The organism is Mesorhizobium zhangyense, assembly GCF_011045115.1.
Classification (GTDB): domain Bacteria; phylum Pseudomonadota; class Alphaproteobacteria; order Rhizobiales; family Rhizobiaceae; genus Mesorhizobium_M; species Mesorhizobium_M zhangyense.
In genome coordinates this window covers 413283-430553 of the sequence record NZ_JAAKZG010000004.1, presented here as the reverse complement: position 1 = coordinate 430553, position 17271 = coordinate 413283, and the positions used below count along the sequence as shown (strand labels likewise).

16 protein-coding genes are annotated in these 17271 nt (G+C 61.7%); 8 read left to right on the top strand and 8 right to left on the bottom strand.

Annotated features, from left to right (window positions below; genetic code table 11):
- Positions 1-67 precede the first annotated feature (67 nt).
- Positions 68-1072: a LacI family DNA-binding transcriptional regulator gene (locus tag G6N74_RS11840; protein ID WP_165117479.1), complete on the bottom strand. Its 1005-nt coding sequence runs from the start codon at positions 1070-1072 to the stop codon at positions 68-70.
- A 190-nt stretch (positions 1073-1262) separates the two neighbouring features.
- On the opposite strand from G6N74_RS11840, the gene G6N74_RS11835 reads away from it, so the two are divergent.
- The 6 genes from G6N74_RS11835 to lhgD all read left to right on the top strand — a co-directional run bounded on the left by G6N74_RS11835 (position 1263) and on the right by lhgD (position 8611).
- Positions 1263-2291, top strand: coding sequence for an ABC transporter substrate-binding protein (locus G6N74_RS11835; RefSeq protein ID WP_165117477.1), 1029 nt, complete (start codon positions 1263-1265; stop codon positions 2289-2291).
- A gap of 101 nt (positions 2292-2392) precedes the next feature.
- The gene (locus G6N74_RS11830; RefSeq protein ID WP_165117475.1) at positions 2393-4609 is read left to right on the top strand and encodes an ABC transporter permease; all 2217 of its coding nucleotides are present in this window, start codon (positions 2393-2395) and stop codon (positions 4607-4609) included.
- A complete protein-coding gene (locus G6N74_RS11825) occupies positions 4606-5667 on the top strand; it encodes an ABC transporter ATP-binding protein (RefSeq protein ID WP_165117473.1) in 1062 nt (353 codons plus the stop codon). The genes G6N74_RS11830 and G6N74_RS11825 overlap by 4 nt, the downstream gene beginning before the upstream one ends.
- 35 nt (positions 5668-5702) lie before the next feature.
- Positions 5703-6503 carry an inositol monophosphatase family protein gene (locus G6N74_RS11820; RefSeq protein WP_165117471.1) on the top strand — a complete coding sequence of 267 codons (801 nt, stop codon included), beginning with the start codon at positions 5703-5705 and terminating at the stop codon, positions 6501-6503.
- A gap of 309 nt (positions 6504-6812) precedes the next feature.
- Entirely contained in the window at positions 6813-7061 is a 249-nt protein-coding gene (locus G6N74_RS11815; RefSeq protein WP_165117469.1) for a Zn-ribbon domain-containing OB-fold protein, read from the top strand.
- A gap of 317 nt (positions 7062-7378) precedes the next feature.
- Positions 7379-8611 carry an L-2-hydroxyglutarate dehydrogenase gene (lhgD, locus tag G6N74_RS11810; protein WP_165117467.1) on the top strand — a complete coding sequence of 411 codons (1233 nt, stop codon included), beginning with the start codon at positions 7379-7381 and terminating at the stop codon, positions 8609-8611.
- On the opposite strand, the gene G6N74_RS11805 is transcribed toward lhgD, so the two are convergent.
- From G6N74_RS11805 to G6N74_RS11775, 7 genes are all read right to left on the bottom strand, one after another.
- The gene (locus G6N74_RS11805) at positions 8578-10281 is read right to left on the bottom strand and encodes an FAD-dependent oxidoreductase (protein WP_165117466.1); all 1704 of its coding nucleotides are present in this window, start codon (positions 10279-10281) and stop codon (positions 8578-8580) included. The genes lhgD and G6N74_RS11805 overlap by 34 nt on opposite strands.
- Entirely contained in the window at positions 10268-11059 is a 792-nt protein-coding gene (locus G6N74_RS11800) for an SDR family NAD(P)-dependent oxidoreductase (protein WP_165117464.1), read from the bottom strand. Before G6N74_RS11800 ends, G6N74_RS11805 begins: the two co-directional genes overlap by 14 nt.
- Before the next feature lie 12 nt (positions 11060-11071).
- Positions 11072-11809, bottom strand: a complete 738-nt coding sequence (locus tag G6N74_RS11795; protein WP_165117462.1) for an SDR family NAD(P)-dependent oxidoreductase — start codon at positions 11807-11809, stop codon at positions 11072-11074.
- A 95-nt stretch (positions 11810-11904) separates the two neighbouring features.
- Entirely contained in the window at positions 11905-13023 is a 1119-nt protein-coding gene (locus G6N74_RS11790) for a C4-dicarboxylate TRAP transporter substrate-binding protein (protein ID WP_165117460.1), read from the bottom strand.
- 85 nt (positions 13024-13108) lie between these two features.
- Positions 13109-14413, bottom strand: coding sequence for a TRAP transporter large permease (locus G6N74_RS11785; protein ID WP_165117458.1), 1305 nt, complete (start codon positions 14411-14413; stop codon positions 13109-13111).
- Positions 14414-14425: 12 nt separating this feature from the next.
- A complete protein-coding gene (locus G6N74_RS11780) occupies positions 14426-14932 on the bottom strand; it encodes a TRAP transporter small permease subunit (RefSeq protein ID WP_091916190.1) in 507 nt (168 codons plus the stop codon).
- Between the two features lie 25 nt (positions 14933-14957).
- Positions 14958-15716 carry an SDR family NAD(P)-dependent oxidoreductase gene (locus G6N74_RS11775; protein WP_165117456.1) on the bottom strand — a complete coding sequence of 253 codons (759 nt, stop codon included), beginning with the start codon at positions 15714-15716 and terminating at the stop codon, positions 14958-14960.
- A gap of 125 nt (positions 15717-15841) precedes the next feature.
- Here G6N74_RS11775 and G6N74_RS11770 point away from each other — a divergent pair, with 125 nt between their 5' ends.
- Both G6N74_RS11770 and G6N74_RS11765 read left to right on the top strand, forming a co-directional pair.
- Positions 15842-16591, top strand: a complete 750-nt coding sequence (locus tag G6N74_RS11770; RefSeq protein WP_246245727.1) for a GntR family transcriptional regulator — start codon at positions 15842-15844, stop codon at positions 16589-16591.
- Positions 16588-17208, top strand: a complete 621-nt coding sequence (locus tag G6N74_RS11765; protein ID WP_376767696.1) for a glutathione S-transferase family protein — start codon at positions 16588-16590, stop codon at positions 17206-17208. The genes G6N74_RS11770 and G6N74_RS11765 overlap by 4 nt, the downstream gene beginning before the upstream one ends.
- Positions 17209-17271: the final 63 nt, after the last annotated feature.

Genomic DNA, 17271 nt, shown 5'->3' with positions numbered 1-17271 from the left:
CGTCAATGTGGCGGCTATCCTACACCACTCGGCCACTCAAATCACGACCCGTTTGCGACGGTATCCGCTAACCGCCCCTGATCGAGGAGCGCCAGATAAGGTCGGCATGGAGCCTGACGCTTTGTCGGGCAATTGCCGGGTCCGCTTCGTCCAACCAGGTCACCGCCTCGCGCGCGATCGCCTCGACGGGCTGGGAAAAAGTCGTTAGCTGATAAGAAGACCAGGAAGCCTGTGCGATATCGTCGAAACCGGCGATGCAGAGTTGATCTGGAACGCTTATCGAAAACTGGTGCCGGGCAGTGTCCATGAACCCGCAGGCAAGCAGGTCCGTCGCGCAGAACACCGCGTCCGGCCGCTCGCGCCGCGTTAGAAGCCGCTGGGCCAATATCTTGCCGCTCTCGTAGCCTGTAGGCCCGAAACGCTCCACGACGACGTCGATGCCAAGCGCCTTGGCCGCCGCGATGAAACCACGCTCCCGCGCCATTAGGCTTGGCGTTCCGGCTTCCGAATTGGCAAAGGCCATTCTTTGGCAGCCGGCTCGCACGAAGGCGGTCAGAACCCGGCTGGCGGACTCGGCATCGTCTAGGTTGATCCTGAGCGGGCCTTCCTGTTCGTCGTCACGGTTGATGAGTACAAGCCGCTGTCCATTCTTGAGGCAAAGCTGGGTTATCGACTTGTCCGGCATTCCCGACAGAATGATGGAGGCGTCGGCCCGATACCGGATCGCCTGCCGGAGCGCGAGATCGACGCTGCCGTCGGAACGATCCGTATTGACCAGCATCGCGATCTTGCCCGCATCCTGCAACTGCTGCGTCAGGGCGCGGATCAGGTTCGAGCGGTAGGGCGTGCCCATGTCTGAGACGATAAGGCAGACGATGCCGCTTTCGTTGCGCATCAGCCCACGCGCCAGATGATTGACGTGATAGCCCAGGGCTTCGGAGGCCTCAAGCACCTTGCGGCGGGTCTCCGGCGAGACGCTGGCACCATGCGTGAAGGTGCGCGAAACCGCTGAACGGGAAACGCCCGCGCGCTCCGCAACCTCCTGAGCGCTGACGAAAACCTTTTGCGACACGATGAGCTCAATCCCTCCGAAACTGCACCGAGAAGTGCACCACTTTGCAATGGCGTGCAAGTCGCCGTATTCTCTGCTGTGCCAGTTTTTATTATAAATTTGTTGACACTCTAAGTCCGGTCATGCAGCATTTGCACACGCTTGCAAAGAGCGGCCGGCGTGGAGGCGCCGGTACAACCGGGAGGAAATCATGGGTTCGGTTAAACTGGGCGCAGCAGTCCTTGCTGCGGGTGCTTCTCTATTTGCCTTTGCTGCGCAGGCCGAAGGCAACCTCAATCTCATATGCTCGGCGGACGTCGTCATCTGCGAACAGATGAAGGGCGATTTCGAAAAACAGTCCGGCATTTCGGTCAACATGGTTCGCCTGTCGTCCGGCGAAACCTACGCCAAGATCCGCGCCGAAGCGCGCAATCCCAAGACCGATATCTGGTGGGCGGGCACGGGCGATCCGCATCTGCAGGCAGCGTCTGAAGGCCTGACGCTTGAATACAAGTCGCCGATGCTCGACCAGCTGCAGGATTGGGCCGTGAAGCAGGCCGAAAGCGCGGAGTATCGAACTGTCGGTGTCTACGCCGGCGCGCTCGGTTGGGGCTACAACAGCGAGCTCCTGAAGACGAAGAACCTTAGGGAACCCAAGTGCTGGGCAGATCTGCTCGATCCAGCGTGGAAGGGCGAGATCCAGATGGCCAATCCCAACTCGTCGGGAACGGCCTATACGGCGCTTGCATCGCTGGTCCAGATCATGGGCGAGGAACAGGCTTACGACTATCTGAAGAAGCTCAACGCCAACATATCGCAATATACGAAGTCGGGCTCCGCGCCGGTCAAGGCCGCAGCGCGCGGCGAGACGACGGTCGGCATCGTCTTCATGCACGACGCCGTTTCGATGACCGTCGAGGGTTTTCCGGTGAAATCCGTAGCACCCTGCGAGGGCACCGGCTACGAGATCGGCTCCATGTCGATCATCAAGGGCGCAAAGAACCTCGACAACGCCAAGAAATGGTACGATTGGGCGCTGACTGCCGAAGTCCAGTCCCGCATGAAGGACGCCAAGTCGTTCCAGCTTCCGTCCAACAAGAATGCCGAGGTGCCGAAGGAGGCGCCGCGGTTCGAGGACATCAAGCTGATCGACTATGACTTCAAGACATATGGCGATCCGGCAAAGCGCAAGGAATTGCTCGAGCGCTGGGATCGGGAAATCGGCGCCAACGCCAATTGACGTGACCCTCGTTGCAGCGCGCCCGGCCTAATTTTTCCTGGCCGGTCGCGTTCATCCTTCCATCCAAAGCTCCGGGCGGCCGGGGGCCTTGAGTCTTGCCCATGGAACATCGCAATCGCCGGCTCGATATCGTTCTCCTGCTGGGCGCCGTCGCGTTCTTAATACTGCCCTGGTACAGGATCGACGGCGGCTTCTACGGCTTCAGCTGGCTGGCGAATTTTCCGGGCGACCCGGCCGTCTCTCCCGCAATCCTGCAGACGACCATGCACGGGCGTCCATGGCTGGGGATCGCAGCGCTTTTGCTGGGGCTTGCGCTCGCTGCCCGCTTCATCGGCGATCCGATGCGGCGCGGTACTCTCCTTGCCTGGGCCGGTGCGCTCGGGGTCGTCTTTCTGACGGTGCAGGGATTGGCCGTCGGGTTCTCCGGCTGGACCTGGGCGATAAGCGAGACCCTGTTCGGCGCACTGGCGGACGGTCAACCATCCATGGGCGCCGGCGCGGTGCTGTTGGCGCTCGCCTTTGCGCTGATATTCTCCTTTGGCTTGGCGGAGCGCGGCGTCATGCGGGGCGACGCGTTCGTGGTCAGCGCGATTGCGCTGTTGATTTTCTTAGTCGCCGTTTTCGTCTTCTATCCCGTCGGAAGCATGCTGGTCGGCGCCTTCCAGGACTTCGACGGTTCTTTCAATCCGGACGGTTTCACCCGCAACATCTCCGATCCCTCGATCTGGAGCATTGGCTGCTTAACCGGTGGCGGCCGGTGCGGCGTAGCGCTCAGAACCTTCTGGCTGGCGGTCATGACCGCCGGAGCCTCGACCTTGCTGGGCCTGGCATTTGCGCTGGTCGCGACGCGTACCGGCTTTCGCTACAAGAAGGGGCTTCGGCTTCTCACGGTGCTCCCGATCATCACGCCTCCCTTCGTCGTCGGCCTGGCTTTGACCCTACTGTTCGGCCGCTCGGGCGTGGCAACGCAGGCGATATCGGAACTTTTCGGGATCGAGCCCGGCCGCTGGCTTTACGGCCTCACCGGTATCTGGATCGCGCAGGTTCTTTCCTTCACGCCCATTTCGTTTCTCGTGCTGATCGGTGTGGTCGAGGGCGTCAGCCCGTCGATGGAGGAGGCTTCGCAGACCCTGCGCGCCGACCGCTGGCGCACCTTCTGGCATGTGTCGCTGCCGCTGATGAAGCCCGGTCTGGCGAATGCCTTTCTCATCGGGTTCATCGAGAGCATGGCCGATTTCGGCAATCCGCTGGTGCTGGGCGGCAGTCACGGCGTGCTGTCGACGGAAATCTTCTTTGCCGTGGTCGGCTCCCAGAACGATCCGTCCCGCGCCGCAGTGCTTGCGATCATTCTGCTTTGCTTCACGCTTTCGGCTTTCCTCGCCCAGCGGTTCTGGCTGTCTGGCAAGAACTTCGCGACCGTCACCGGCAAGGGCGACTCCGGCGCGCATATCGCGCTGCCACGCTCCCTTTCCATTGGCGTCTATGCGCTGGTCATTCCCTGGGCGATCTTCACAGTGGTGGTCTACGCGATGATCCTCGTCGGCGGCTTCGTGAAGACCTGGGGCCTCGACAATTCGCTGACGCTACAGCACTACAAACGCGCCTTCTCCATCGGCACGCGTGACGGCTCGATAGCCTGGACCGGCGTCGCCTGGAACTCCTTCTGGACCACGATGGAGATCGCGCTCATTTCAGCGCCGATCACCGCGGCTGTCGGCCTGCTCACCGCCTATCTGATCGTTCGCCAGAAATTTGCCGGGCGCTCGGTGTTCGAGTTCGCCCTGATGATGAGTTTCGCGATACCGGGAACGGTCATCGGCATCAGCTACATCATGGCCTTCAACCTGCCGCCGCTCGAGATGACCGGCACGGCGATGATACTGATCGCCTGCTTCGTCTTCCGCAACATGCCGGTCGGCGTGCGCGGCGGCGTTGCGGCGATGAGCCAGTTGGACAAGAGCCTCGACGAGGCGTCGCTGACCTTGCGTGCCGACAGTTTCCGCACCATCCGCAAGGTGATCCTGCCGCTGCTGCGCCCTGCGATCACCGCCGCACTGGTCTATTCCTTCGTGCGCGCGATCACCTCGATAAGCGCGGTCATTTTTCTCGTCAGCGCCGAATACAATATGGCGACCTCCTACATCGTCGGTCTGGTTGAAAACGGCGAATACGGCGTCGCCATCGCCTATTCCTCCATGCTGATCCTGGTGATGCTCGTCGTGATTGCCGGCTTCCAGCTTCTGGTCGGCGAGCGGAGATTGCGGCGCGAAAACCGCATCGCCCTTCCGGTATCCCTTCATGAGGAGAAGACGGTATGAGCATCGAGGCCCCTGGTTCGGTCGTCTTCCGCAACGTCCGCAAGGATTTCGGCAGCTTCACCGCCATTCACGACCTGTCGTTGACCATAGAACCCGGAACGCTGGTGACACTGCTGGGGCCATCGGGTTGCGGCAAGACCACGACGCTGCGCATGCTGGCAGGGTTGGAGCATCCGACTGCCGGCAAAATTCTCATCGGCGGCAAGGATGTGACCATGCTGCCGGCCAATGAGCGCGACGTCTCGATGGTCTTCCAGTCCTACGCGCTGTTTCCGCATATGACCGCCCTGGACAATGTCGCCTACGGCCTCGAATCCTCCGGGTTGAAGCGCAAGGAAGCGCGTGAGCGCGCCGAAGAGGGGCTCACGCTCGTCGGCCTCGGCGGAATGGGCAAGCGGCTTCCGGCCGAGCTTTCGGGCGGGCAGCAGCAGCGCGTGGCGGTTGCTCGAGCGCTGGTTCTCGAACCGCAGGTGCTGCTCCTCGACGAGCCACTTTCCAACCTCGATGCGCGCCTGCGCCGGCGCGTGCGCACGGAAATCCGCGAGTTGCAGCAGCGTCTCGGCTTCACCGCAGTCTATGTCACCCACGATCAGGACGAAGCGCTTGCGGTCTCTGACCGGATCATCGTGATGAAGGACGGCGTCATAGCGCAACAGGGCGCGCCCCGCGAACTCTATGAGGCGCCGACTTCTGCCTTCATCGCGGATTTCATGGGCGAGGCAAATGTCGTCGCCTGCGATGTCATCGATGTCGGCAATGGTGCCGCGACAATTCGCGTCGAGGCACTGACGCACAGCGTGCCGGGGCGCGATGCAAGGCCGGGGCCGGCAAAGCTAGCAGTGCGCCCCAATGCGATCACGCTCGAACCTTCTGCCGAAGGCGCCTTCTCCGGTCAGATTACGCACGCCGCCTATCTCGGCGACCATGTCGAATATGAGGTGAAGACGGCTGCCGGCACGCTCTTCGTGGTCGATCCCGCTGTGGAGCGGCCGCTGACGCCGGCAACCCGGGTTGCGATCGGCTTCAAGGAACGTGGCGTCGCGATCATCAGCAGCTGAACCACCTGAACATCCATGAAATTGAGGGTAGAACCATGACGTCGCACGTCGTATCCGGGCTCGAGGGCCGGCTGGCACTGGCCGAAACAATGGCAAGGGAGGCCGGCGCCGTGGCGCTGGACTATTTCAAGAATCGCGAAACGCTGGTGGTGGAGACCAAGCGCGATCCGCAGGATGTGGTGTCGGTCGCCGATCGCGAGGTGGAAGTGTTGATCCGCACCCGCATCGCCGAAGCCTATCCCGACGACGGGGTGCTGGGCGAGGAATACGGGCTCGACAAGGGCCGTTCCGGCTTTACCTGGGCCATCGACCCGATCGACGGCACGAGCCCCTTCGTCAACGGCATGCCGAACTGGTGCGTTTCCATCGGCCTGATCCATCAAGGCGAACCGGTGGTCGGCGTGATTTCAGCGCCTTGCCACGACGAGCTCTATGCCGCAGCCCTTGGGCTCGGCGCGCGGCTGAACGGCAAGACCCTGTCACTGGACGCTTCGCGCACCATCCGCAACGCCGTCACGGGTATCGGCGCCAACAATCACGTCAAGCCCTCGGAAGTGGCCAGGATCGTCGAGAACCTGCTCGAAGAAGGTGGTAATTTCATCCGCAACGGGTCGGGCGCCCTGATGCTTGCCTATGTCGCGGCGGGCCGTCTGGTCGGATATTATGAACCCTACATGCATGCCTGGGACTGCCTCGCCGGCTATTGCCTGGTGAAGGAAGCGGGTGGCTGGTTCCTGCCTTTCCCTGTGGATGGTGATGGCCTGACCAAAGGAGCGCCGGTTCTGGCGGCCGCACCCGGCGCTATCGATGATTTGAAGAGAGTGGCAAGGATTTGATTTCCATGACGTCTCGCAATTCTGTTGCGCAGACACGAAAATCCATGCCGAGTATTGATTAGGCCGCGAGGCTGCCGGTGCGTTTGGAGAGGTTGATCGCCACATAATCCGGTCCACGACATCGCTCCGTGACACGGCCGGGATGAGCATTTCCTTGCCGTTGTCATGCTTGAACCACCCGTAAACAACGACACATTTTCCCGGAAATCGGCAGAGTAGTTTGCGGTTTTAGCGGCTTATCGTTTCGAGGTGCGTCGATGCGACACTTTCCGCTATCCGCCGGCGCCCATCTGCGCGAAATGCCTTTCGATGGAGGCGGAATGGAAGGCGGTTTCGGGCAGGGGCAAGATCGTGTCATGGGTGGTCTTCCACCGGAAATATTTCGACGATTTTCCACCACCCTACAATGCGACCACCGTGCGGCTGGAAGAGGGGCCGTTGATCGTGACGAACCTCACCGGGCCGGAGCCCGAGGGAAGCTGGATCGGACGGTCGGTAGCGCTTGAATATGTCGATCATGACGGGCGCAAGCAGCATGCCGCCAGGATCGTTGACTGAGTAGCCATAATTGTAGATTTGGAGCCCAACTCCAGGAGTGCCGAAACCATGTTCGAGCAGGAAGTTCTGATCAGCACGCATCACGGCAAAATGCCGGCCTTTGTCGTTTGTCCGCATGAGGACGGACAGTGGCCGACCGTCATTTTCTACATGGATGCGCCGGGCATACGCCCCCGAGCTGTGGAACATGGCGCGCAAGATCGCCAAACAGGGTTATTTCGTCGTGCTGCCGGACCTCGATTACCGTATCGGCACCGTGCGCTTCGACCTGCCGCGGCGCGAGGAGGCGCGTTCCATCATCGCGTCAGGAGGCTATCTTGATTTACGATTTCTGTGTGATCGGCGGCGGCATCGTCGGGCTTGCCACCGCCAGGGAGCTGCTGGCGCTTCGCCCGCAGGCCAGCCTGCTTCTCATCGAGAAGGAAGATACGGTCGGCAAGCACCAGACAGGGCACAATAGCGGCGTGATCCATGCCGGCATCTATTATACGCCCGGCAGTCTCAAGGCTCGGCTCTGTATCGAGGGCGCGCGCGCGACCAAGGAGTTCTGCGACGAGCATGCGATACGCTACGACACCTGCGGCAAGCTGATCGTCGCCACCAACGCGCTCGAAATGACCCGCGCCGATGCGCTGTATGAACGGGCAACCTCGAACGGTCTCAGCCTGCGGCGGGTGGGAGAAGGCGAGCTGAAGGAGCTGGAGCCGCATATCGCCGGCGTCGGCGCTTTGCTCAGCCCGGAAACGGCAATCGTCGACTATCGCGAAATTTGCCGGAAAATGCTGTCTCTTCTGCAGGCTGCCGGCGCGACCATCCATTTCGGCAGAGCGGTGGACCGGATCAAGGAGACCGGCTCCGTCGTCGAGATCGGTTCGAAGGGTGAGACGTGGCAGACGCGTCAGCTTGTCTGCTGCGCCGGACTCCAGTCGGACCGGCTGGCACGCATGGCAGGCGCGGATATCGCCTACAAGATCGTGCCGTTTCGCGGCGAATATTTCCAATTGCCGCCCCGGCTCAACCGGATCGTGAACCACCTCATCTATCCGGTGCCTGACCCCGATCTGCCATTCCTCGGAATCCACCTCACGCGCATGATCGATGGATCGGTGACGCTCGGCCCCAATGCAGTGCTCGGCCTGTCCCGCGAGGGCTATCCAAAATTTTCCATCAATGCCCGCGACGCCGTTGGGATGCTAACCTTCCCCGGCTTCTGGAAGCTCGTGGCACGGCATCGAAGCCATGCGATTCACGAGCTCGCCAATTCACTTTCGAAGCGCGGTTATCTGGAAGAGTGTAGAAAATATTGTCCAGAGCTTGAGCTTGCGGACCTGATGCCTTACCCCGCCGGTATCCGTGCGCAGGCGGTTACGTCATCCGGCGAGGCCGTGCACGATTTCCTGTTTGCTGAAACAGCGCGCAGCCTCCATGTCGGCAATGCGCCTTCGCCTGCTGCGACGTCGGCCATTCCGATCGGGCGAATGATCGCTTCCAAGTGTATCGAGCGCAGAGACGCAAGTCAGGCGGCAGCCGCGGTCCCGCCGACGATATAGCCGAAGGTCAGCGCGGGGCCGAGCGTGATGCCGGGGCCGGGATAAGAGCCTGACATGATCGAATTTATGTCATTGCCACAGGCATAGAGGCCGGGAATGACACGGCCATCCTGCTGCTTGACCTCACCCTTGGCGGTTATATCCAGGCCCATCGTCGTGCCAATGTCGCCGGGGAAAATCTCGATCGCGTAGAACGGCGCTTCAAGCGGCCTGACGCAGGGGTTCGGTTTGTTCTCGGCGTCGCCGAGATAGCGCTGATAGCTTGTCGTGCCCTTGCCGAATTGCGGATCCTCGCCGCCTGCCGCAGCGGCGTTGACGGCTGCCATCGTCCGCTCTAGTTGCGCGGCGTCGATGCCGCATTCGCGAGCAAGGTGTCCAAGAGTTGCGCCGCGCTTGAGGTAGCCGCTTTTCAGATGCCTCCCGATCGTGGACGGGAAGGCATGTACGGCACCCAGTCCGTACCGACGCAATGCGCGATGATCGGCAATCAGCCATGCCGATTTCTGGCCTTCCTCCAAAAGCGTGGCAATGAGACCCTGGACGAAATCATGATAGCTTGACGCCTCATTGACGAAGCGGCGCCCGTCATGCCCGACCGCGATGACCCCGGGCTTGGCGCGATCGAGGAAGAGGTGCGGGAAGGGTCGCTTCGATCCGTCCGGATTAGGGAGAAGCGAAACCGGCGTCCAGAAGCCGCCATTGGTGTTTGTCTCGACGAAGGCTGCGCCTACCGCTTCGGCCGTGGTAATCGCGCCGCCGGTTCCCGCCGAAGGTGACATGGAGTAGTGGGGCAGGCCCTTGCGGACATGTTCGAAATGCTGCTTGCGCCGCGTCGTATCATGCGGAAAGCCGCCGGCGGCAAGCACCACACCTCGCGTAGCCGAAACACGAACGATGCCGCGTGGGCCATCGATTTCAGCGCCGGTGATGCGGCCGCTGGCGTCCTGGACAAGCTTTACCAACTCATGACCGGTGAAAAGAGGGATGCCGAGTTCAAAAACGGTTTCGGCAAGGCGTCCGGCTACCGCTCCACCCATGACCAGGCGCGTGTTGCGACCCCAGGTAAGCCGGTCGCGAATGTAGCGAAGGACCGTCTTCGTCGCATAGGCCGCGGACTTGGCAGAGCGAGTCAGGCGCAGGAAATGATAGATGTCCGGCCTGCCGAGCGGCAACCCTCCCAAAATGGTGAAATCGGCAATGGGCGGGCGCATGCGATGGAGGTTTTCGCCAAGCCGGCGTCCGTCATAGTCATACGCGTCGAGCACACGGCCGCCCTCTGTCGCACCATCCGCATCGGGATGATAGTCCGGCGAGACAGGCCGGTGAGACATCTTCAATGCCGTCTTGTTATGGAAGAAGTCGATCGCTTCCGGCCCCTTTTCGAGAAAGGCCTCGACCAGCTCGGCATTGAAATGGTTGCCTGTTTCATTCCGGATGTAGGTTCTCGCCGCCTCGCGGCTGTCAGGCATCCCGGCAGCCAGCATCAGCGGATTGCAGGGAACCCAGATGGCGCCGCCCGACACGGCGGTCGATCCGCCGAAGACATCGGCCTTTTCGATGATAACCGGGTTGAGCCCATGATGCTTGGCGCAAATCGCGGCGGCCATTCCCGCGGCGCCGGATCCGATCACCAACAGGTCACACGATGCGGGCAGGTCAGGAATTGGCATGGATAGGCTCTTCGCGTGGATAGCGTCCCATGGCCCAGCCGCCATCGACGGCCAACACCTGCCCGGTGATGAAACTGGCCTCGTCGGAAGCCAGGAAGCGCACGGCACGTGCCACATCTTCCGGCGTGCCGACGCGGCGCAGCGGCGCGCCGTCGATCATCACATGGCGTCGCCAAGTCTCGGTCCGGATGCGCTCGGCGGTAAGCGGCGTCTCGATCAGGCCCGGCGCCACGGCGTTGACCCGGATGCCCGAGGGACCGAAATCGGTCGCCATCTGCCGCGTCAGCCCAATCACGGCGGCCTTGGAGGTGGAATAGCCGCAACTGTTGAAGGCGCCGATCTGCCCGAAAATCGAGGCGGTGTTGACGATGGCGCCGCTGCCCTTTTTCATCATGATGCCCACGGCCCAGCGCGACAGCCGGAACAGGCCCAGCACGTTGATCTGAAAATAGCGCTCGAAATCTTCGTCGGAGGTGCCAAGAGCATTGGCACCGCGCGCTATGCCCGCATTGTTGATCAGCACATCGAGTGAAAGCCCGGCCTTGTCGATCGCGGCTGAAATCGCATCGGGCAGTGCCGGGTCGGTCACGTCGCCAATCACGGGAATGACACGACCATTGGCGGTGGCCAGTGCTGCGATGCCTGCGGGTTCGCGGTCCACGGCCACGACGTAAGCGCCGGCGAGGAGGAAGGCTTCGGCAATGGCCAGGCCGATGCCTTGGCCCGCGCCGGTTACGACGACGGTCTTGCCGTCCATGGTCGAAGGTTGAAGCGTCATGACGTCCTCTTCTTAGAATGCGGCAGTGCCGCCCACCGAGCGGCCGCCGTCGACGATCAGAACCTGTCCGGTGACGTATTCGGCGAGCGGGCTTGCGAAAAAGGCGGCCGCATGGGCGATGTGCTCGGGTTTGCCAAGCTTTCCGGTCGGCTGCTGGGCACGCATCTCGTCCAGCCCGTCGGGCCGTTCCAAGAGCATGTCGGTTTCGATCACGCCGGGCGCGATGGCGTTGACGGTGATCTGCCGCCCCGCCAGTTCCAGAGCCAGCGCCTTGGTGAAGCCGGCGACGCCTGCCTTGGAAGCGACGTAGTGGGCATAGTGGCGCGCGCCGAAAGCCGCGCGCGAGGCAAGATTGATGATCCGTCCGCCCTCGGGCAGCACGCGCGCCGCCTGCTGGCATAGGGTGAACATGGCGATCAGATTGACCTCGTACATCCCGCGGAAGTCATCCGCCGTCAGCGTGTCGAAGGGAATGACGTTGAAGATGCCGGCGTTGTTGACCAGCACCCGCAGGTTCGTCGCTCCGTCTATCAGCGCCTGCGTGGCGATTGGATCGGTGATATCCAGCACTACTGCCCGCGCCTCGTGCCCGTTGTCCTGCAACTGCCGGACGGTTTCCGCCGCCGGGGCGGCAGCGCGGTCGGCGACGATGATGGCATAGCCGTCGGAAGCCAGGCGGTGGGCGATGGCGCGGCCGATGCCGGACCCCGCGCCGGTAACGATGGCGGTGGGAAGAGACTGCGAAGACATTGGATCACTCTGGTTGATAGACGGGCCGTGCCGCGGACGCGGCCCGAAAAAGAGGGGGAAAGCCGGCGCGGCATGATCCCGCGCCGGCCGAAGGCTCAGTTAAGCCCGAAGGTATTTTCGTCGAGCTTGGAATAGATCTGCTCATTCACCAGTTTGGCCAGCGCCTGAGGATCGTTGCGGTCGATCCCGTCAAGCAGCCCGGACCATTTGGTCGTCAGATCGATATACTGCTTGATGATCGGGCTCGGGTCGGCAATGCCGCGCGCATCCATCGTGCGCTTGGCCAGACCGGCAAGCATTCCGTCCTGGAACTCTTTCAGCTTGGCTTCCATCGCCGGATCGGGATCCATGATCGCGATGCCGCGCTCGGCAGAGCCCTTCAGGGCCGATTCCACGCCCTGATGATAGGCCACCTGTGCTCGCGCCAGCGCAAGGCCAGTCAGGTCGAGGATCGCGCGCCGGTCTTTCGGGGCAAGCCCTGCCCAGAAGTCCTTGTTGTAGACATAGGTCGCGCCCAGCGAAGAGCCCTGAGGGAGCCGGTTTACGACTTTCGCGATTTCCCAGAATTTGTAGCCGAATTCGAGGTTTGTCGGATCAGACAGGGTGCAATCGAGCGAGCCGCGTTCCAGCCCGGTATAGACATCGGTCATTGGCACGGCGACAGGGGTCGCGCCAAGGAAGGCGATCCATTCGTTCTGCGCGGTTCCCGCCGTGCGGATTTTCAGCCCGCGGACCGAAGCCGGATCCGAAATCGGCTTCATGCAGAAAAAGTTGTAGATCGGCGTCGAATAGCCGCCCACGAACACGGTGTTGTGCTTGCCGTATTCCGCGACCAGCTCCGGATTCATCAGCCCGATCTCGGTCAGCGCGAAAGCGGCGGCGTAATCGTCCCTGGTCAGAAAGGCGAGGTCGTTGATCAGGCCCGACAAGGGCAGTTCCGATGGTGTGTAGGAGGCGGCGACGATACCCAGTTGCGCAACGCCGTCACCGACGGCCTGCAATGTTGTCGGCGCCGGCACCAGCGAACCCGAGGAATAGATCTCGAACTTTACATCGCCACCGGTTGCCTCGGTGATTTCCTTGACGAAGGGTTCGTAGGCTACGCCGTTCAGGATATGCGAAGGCGCCATCCAGTTGGTCGCCTGATAGTCGGTAGCCATCGCGGCCGTTACCATCAGCGGCACTGCCGCGACGGTCATTAGAACTCGTTTCATTTTTCTCTCTCCCATGTTTGCGCTTTCCGCGCAGTTGACAATCTGTGCGAGTGCTAATCGGTGCGCAGACCCCGTTGCAAAGCGACTACCTGCCCATCATTCCCGGCAGCCAAAGGCTGATCTGTGGGAAGGCAATCAGCGCGGCGAGCACGAACAGGTCGACGACGATGAACCAGGTCACGCCTGCGAATATCTGGTTGAGCGTCACCCTGTCGCCGAGCGCCGATTTGATGACGAATACATTCATGCCCACAGGCGGGCTGATCAGCCCGATCGTCATCAGCTTGATCACCAGGATGCCGAACCAGGTAAGGTCGACCCCGTGGCTGTTGAGCAGTGGCACCAGTACCGGCATGGTGAGCAGCATGATGGAGATTTCCTCCATGAACGTGCCCATCACCACCAGGATGATGCAAACAAGGATGACGATGGTCATCGTCTCGTAGCCGTCGAAGAACCCCATCACCCAGGTCGGTATGGTGGCTAGCGCCACGAAGCGGGCAAAGAGTGCCGCTCCCAGAACAATCATGAAAATGGCCGACGTACCCGAGGCGGTATCGACGAGTGCTCGCTTCAGCATTGGAGCATTCAGCTTGCCGCGGACCGCCGCGATCACGCAGGCCAGAAAAGCCCCGACAGCACCCGATTCCGTTGCGGTGAAAGCGCCGGTGAAGATGCCGCCCATGACCACGAAAGTGACCACCGGCAGCGGCCAGGCATCGCGGATGAGAGCCCATTTCTCGGCGGCCGAGGTCGTGTCGACATAGCGCGGCGCAAGGTTGGGGTTGAGCATGCAGCGCACGGTGATCATCACGATAAAGGCTATGGCGGTCAGGATGCCCGGCACTACGCCCGCTATGAAAAGCGTGTTGATCGAACTGTCGACCAGCAGGCAGTAGACGATCATCAGCACCGAGGGTGGTATCAGTGCCGCAAGCGTTCCGGCTGCTGCCACGGAGCCGGTTGCCAGGCCGGGATTGTATTTGCTGTTCAGCATCTCCGGGATGGCGATGCGCGAGAAGGCTGCGGACGTTGCTACGCTCGAGCCGCTTGCCGCGCCGAAAAGCGCGGACGCAAAGACCGTTGAAGAGGCAAGACCGCCGGGGATTCGTGCAAGGAAAATGCGCGCCGCGCCGAACAGGCCACGCGTCAGCCCGGCTTCGACCGCCACGAACCCCATGAAGAGGAACATCGGAATGGCGGAAAGATTCCAGTCGCCGATAAGATTGAACGGGATTGCCTTCGATATGCCGATGGCGGCGCCGAGGCCCATCATTGCCCAGATGCCGAAGAAGGCGGTCGCGCCCATGGCGACGCCGATCGGTACACGAATGCCGATCAGCGCGAGGATGGCGAAGATGCCGACGAAGCCGATCTCAAGACGTTCCATGTCGGTTTCCCCTCAAATCTCGACGGCGGAATGGGTGGTTGTCATGCGGTTGCGCTCTCCCATGAACACGCGCATGACAAGCACGACAACGACGAGGCAGAAGCCGAATGGGAGAAGGAATTTGGCGGGCCAGGTGGTGATGCGCCAAATGCCGTCAACGGATTCATTGACCTTGTAGGCGTGTTTTGCCACGCCCCAGGAAAACCACGCCAGCACGCTGTAATAGACCGCCGAGACGATGTCGGCGAGGATCAGCATGACCTTCTGCGCCCGCTCCGGAACCTTCTCGTAGATCACCTCGACGACGATCGAGCCGCCCGACAACTCGACCCAGGCGAGGGGCAGAAACACGGCGCCGATCATGTAGTAGGCGGCAACGACTTCGGCCGTGCCCGGCAGGGGGGCGCTAAAGAGATATTTGCCCAGAACGTCGATCATGACGTGGAACATCATCAGCAGCACGGCGAGCCCCGCGAGCCAGGCCAGCAGCCGAGTAAGCCTTTCGACGAGTTTTACCATTGTTTCCTCCCCTGCTTTTGGTGCCCTATTGCATCCTGTAGCCGCCGTTGACGTCGATGACGGCGCCGGTGATGTAGTCGGCATCCGGGCCAAGCAGGAACGAGACGGCGCCGGCAACCTCCTGCGGCGTGCCGATGCGCTGCAGCGGGATATTCGCCGCCGCCGTCGCATCGTTTTCCGGCGGCAGCGACTGCCGCAGCATCGGCGCATCGATCAGTCCGGGAGCAATGGCATTCACGGTCACGCCAAGCGATGCCGCTTCGCGCGCACCCGCCTTGATGAGCCCAAGGACGGCGCTCTTCGAAGCGATGTAGGCCGAGCTGGAGCGATAGCCGCCGAGCTGTGCTGCCACAGAACTGAAGCCGACGAAGCGGCCATTCTCGATCTGTCGGCGACTGGCGCTGCGCAGAAATTCGCGCAGCAGCAGGAAGGTGCCTGTGGAATTGACGGCGTGCGTGAGTTCCCAGTCCTTGAGCGTAATCTCGGTGAGGGGCGGCCGCTCGCCATTGGCAGCGAAGAGCAGGATACCGGCGGCTGCCACGACCTTGTCGACAGGGGTGCCGTGCTTTTCGGCCTCAGCGAAGGCTGCAGCCACCGCCTGCTCGCTCGTCACGTCGAGGACAATGGCGCGGTGACCGGCGCCGGGGAGACCTTCGATGGCGGCTTCTGCCGTCGCCTTTGACAGGTCCGCGGCCAACACCGCGTAACCGTCTTGCGCCAGGCGCGAGACAACAGCTTTCCCGATGCCGCCGGCAGCGCCGGTGACCAAACAAACGTTCGACATGTTCAGAGGTTCCTCCCTCTCCGTTGCGGACGCAATGAACACATTACGGTGGAAACTGCAAATAGAAATTGCAGATATAAGCCATTTTGGATACATTCTGTGCAAATCGGAAGGAGGGCCTGCCATTGTCGGATCTGCATACGAGCACTGAAGTGGCCATCGAACGGATGCGCGAAGCGATCCTCAGTGGTGACCTTCGCCCCGGCGAAAAACTGCATCAGGACAAGCTTGCCGAGATGCTGGGAATTTCGCGTACGCCGCTCAGGACGGCACTTACCGCGCTCGCACAAAGCGGCCTCGTCTCCTACGAAAGCAACCGCGGCTTTTACGTGCGCGAATTCTCCTTCGCCGATGTCGCGGGCGCGTTTCAGGTCCGGGCCGAGTTGGAAGCGACGGCGTGCAGGCTTGCCGCTTCCAACATGTCGGAGGCTGCCGAGCGAAATCTGTTCGAGCTTGTCGAAGAGGGCGACCGTCTTTTGTCGTCGGACTCACTGCCGCCGGAAAACCTTGTGCCTTACCGGCGCATGAACGTCTGCTTCCACACCGCAATCATGAACCTCGCGGCGAACCCGTGGATCAGGACGTTCGTGGAGAGCCTGCACAATGTGCCGCTTGCCTCCGACCGCGTGATCATGTGGCGGGACTTTTACGTGATCCGGCGGTCGCATGACGACCACCATCGCATTGCACGTGCGCTGTCGCTGGGGCAGGGCGAACGCGCGGCCGCAATCATGCGCGAACATATAACCTTTGCCCTTGAACACCTGCATACGCAGCTTGAGCAATTTCCCGGAGATTTCCTGCGTGTCCCGACAGTGGACCCGCGTCCCAAGCGGGCCCGGGCCCGAAACCAGAACCGGAGGAATACCGCGTGACAATCAGACTCTTCTTCTCGCCTGCTTCGCCCTATGTGCGCAAAGTCATGGTTTGCGCCCACGAAAAAGGGTTGGCGGATCGGATCGAGAAACTGCCGTCGGCGGCGGGACCGGTCGATCGGGACCAGACCATCGTCCAGCACAACGCATCCGGAAAGGTGCCGTGCGCACTGCTCGCAGACCATACGCCGCTGTTCGACAGCCGCGTGATCTGCACCTATGTCGACTCGCTCGCTTCACCGGAAGCGTCGCTCTATCCGCAGGATGCGCGCCGCTTCGCGGTGCTCACACTCGAGGCTTTGGCCGACTCTATCCTCGATGCCTGTCTGCTATGCCGGTACGAGAAAGTGATGCGTCCGGAGGCTCTCTTTTGGGAGGATTGGTATCGAGGCCAGATGGACAAGGTTGATTCCGGACTCGATGCGCTGGAAGGAAGATGGTTTGTGGATGTTTCAGGCGATTTTCACGCTGGCGCAATCGCGGCCGCCTGTGCGCTGGGCTATCTCGACTTCCGCTTCTCCGACAAGGATTGGAGAAGCTCCCGCCCACAGCTTGCTAGCTGGTTTGCGAAGGTCTCGGAGCGTCCGTCCATGAAGGAGACCCTGCCGCCTGCCTGAGGGCGACATGCGCCGCTTGCTGTAGCAAAGTTCCGCTCGCACCAAGCGCGGGCGGTCTCCAAT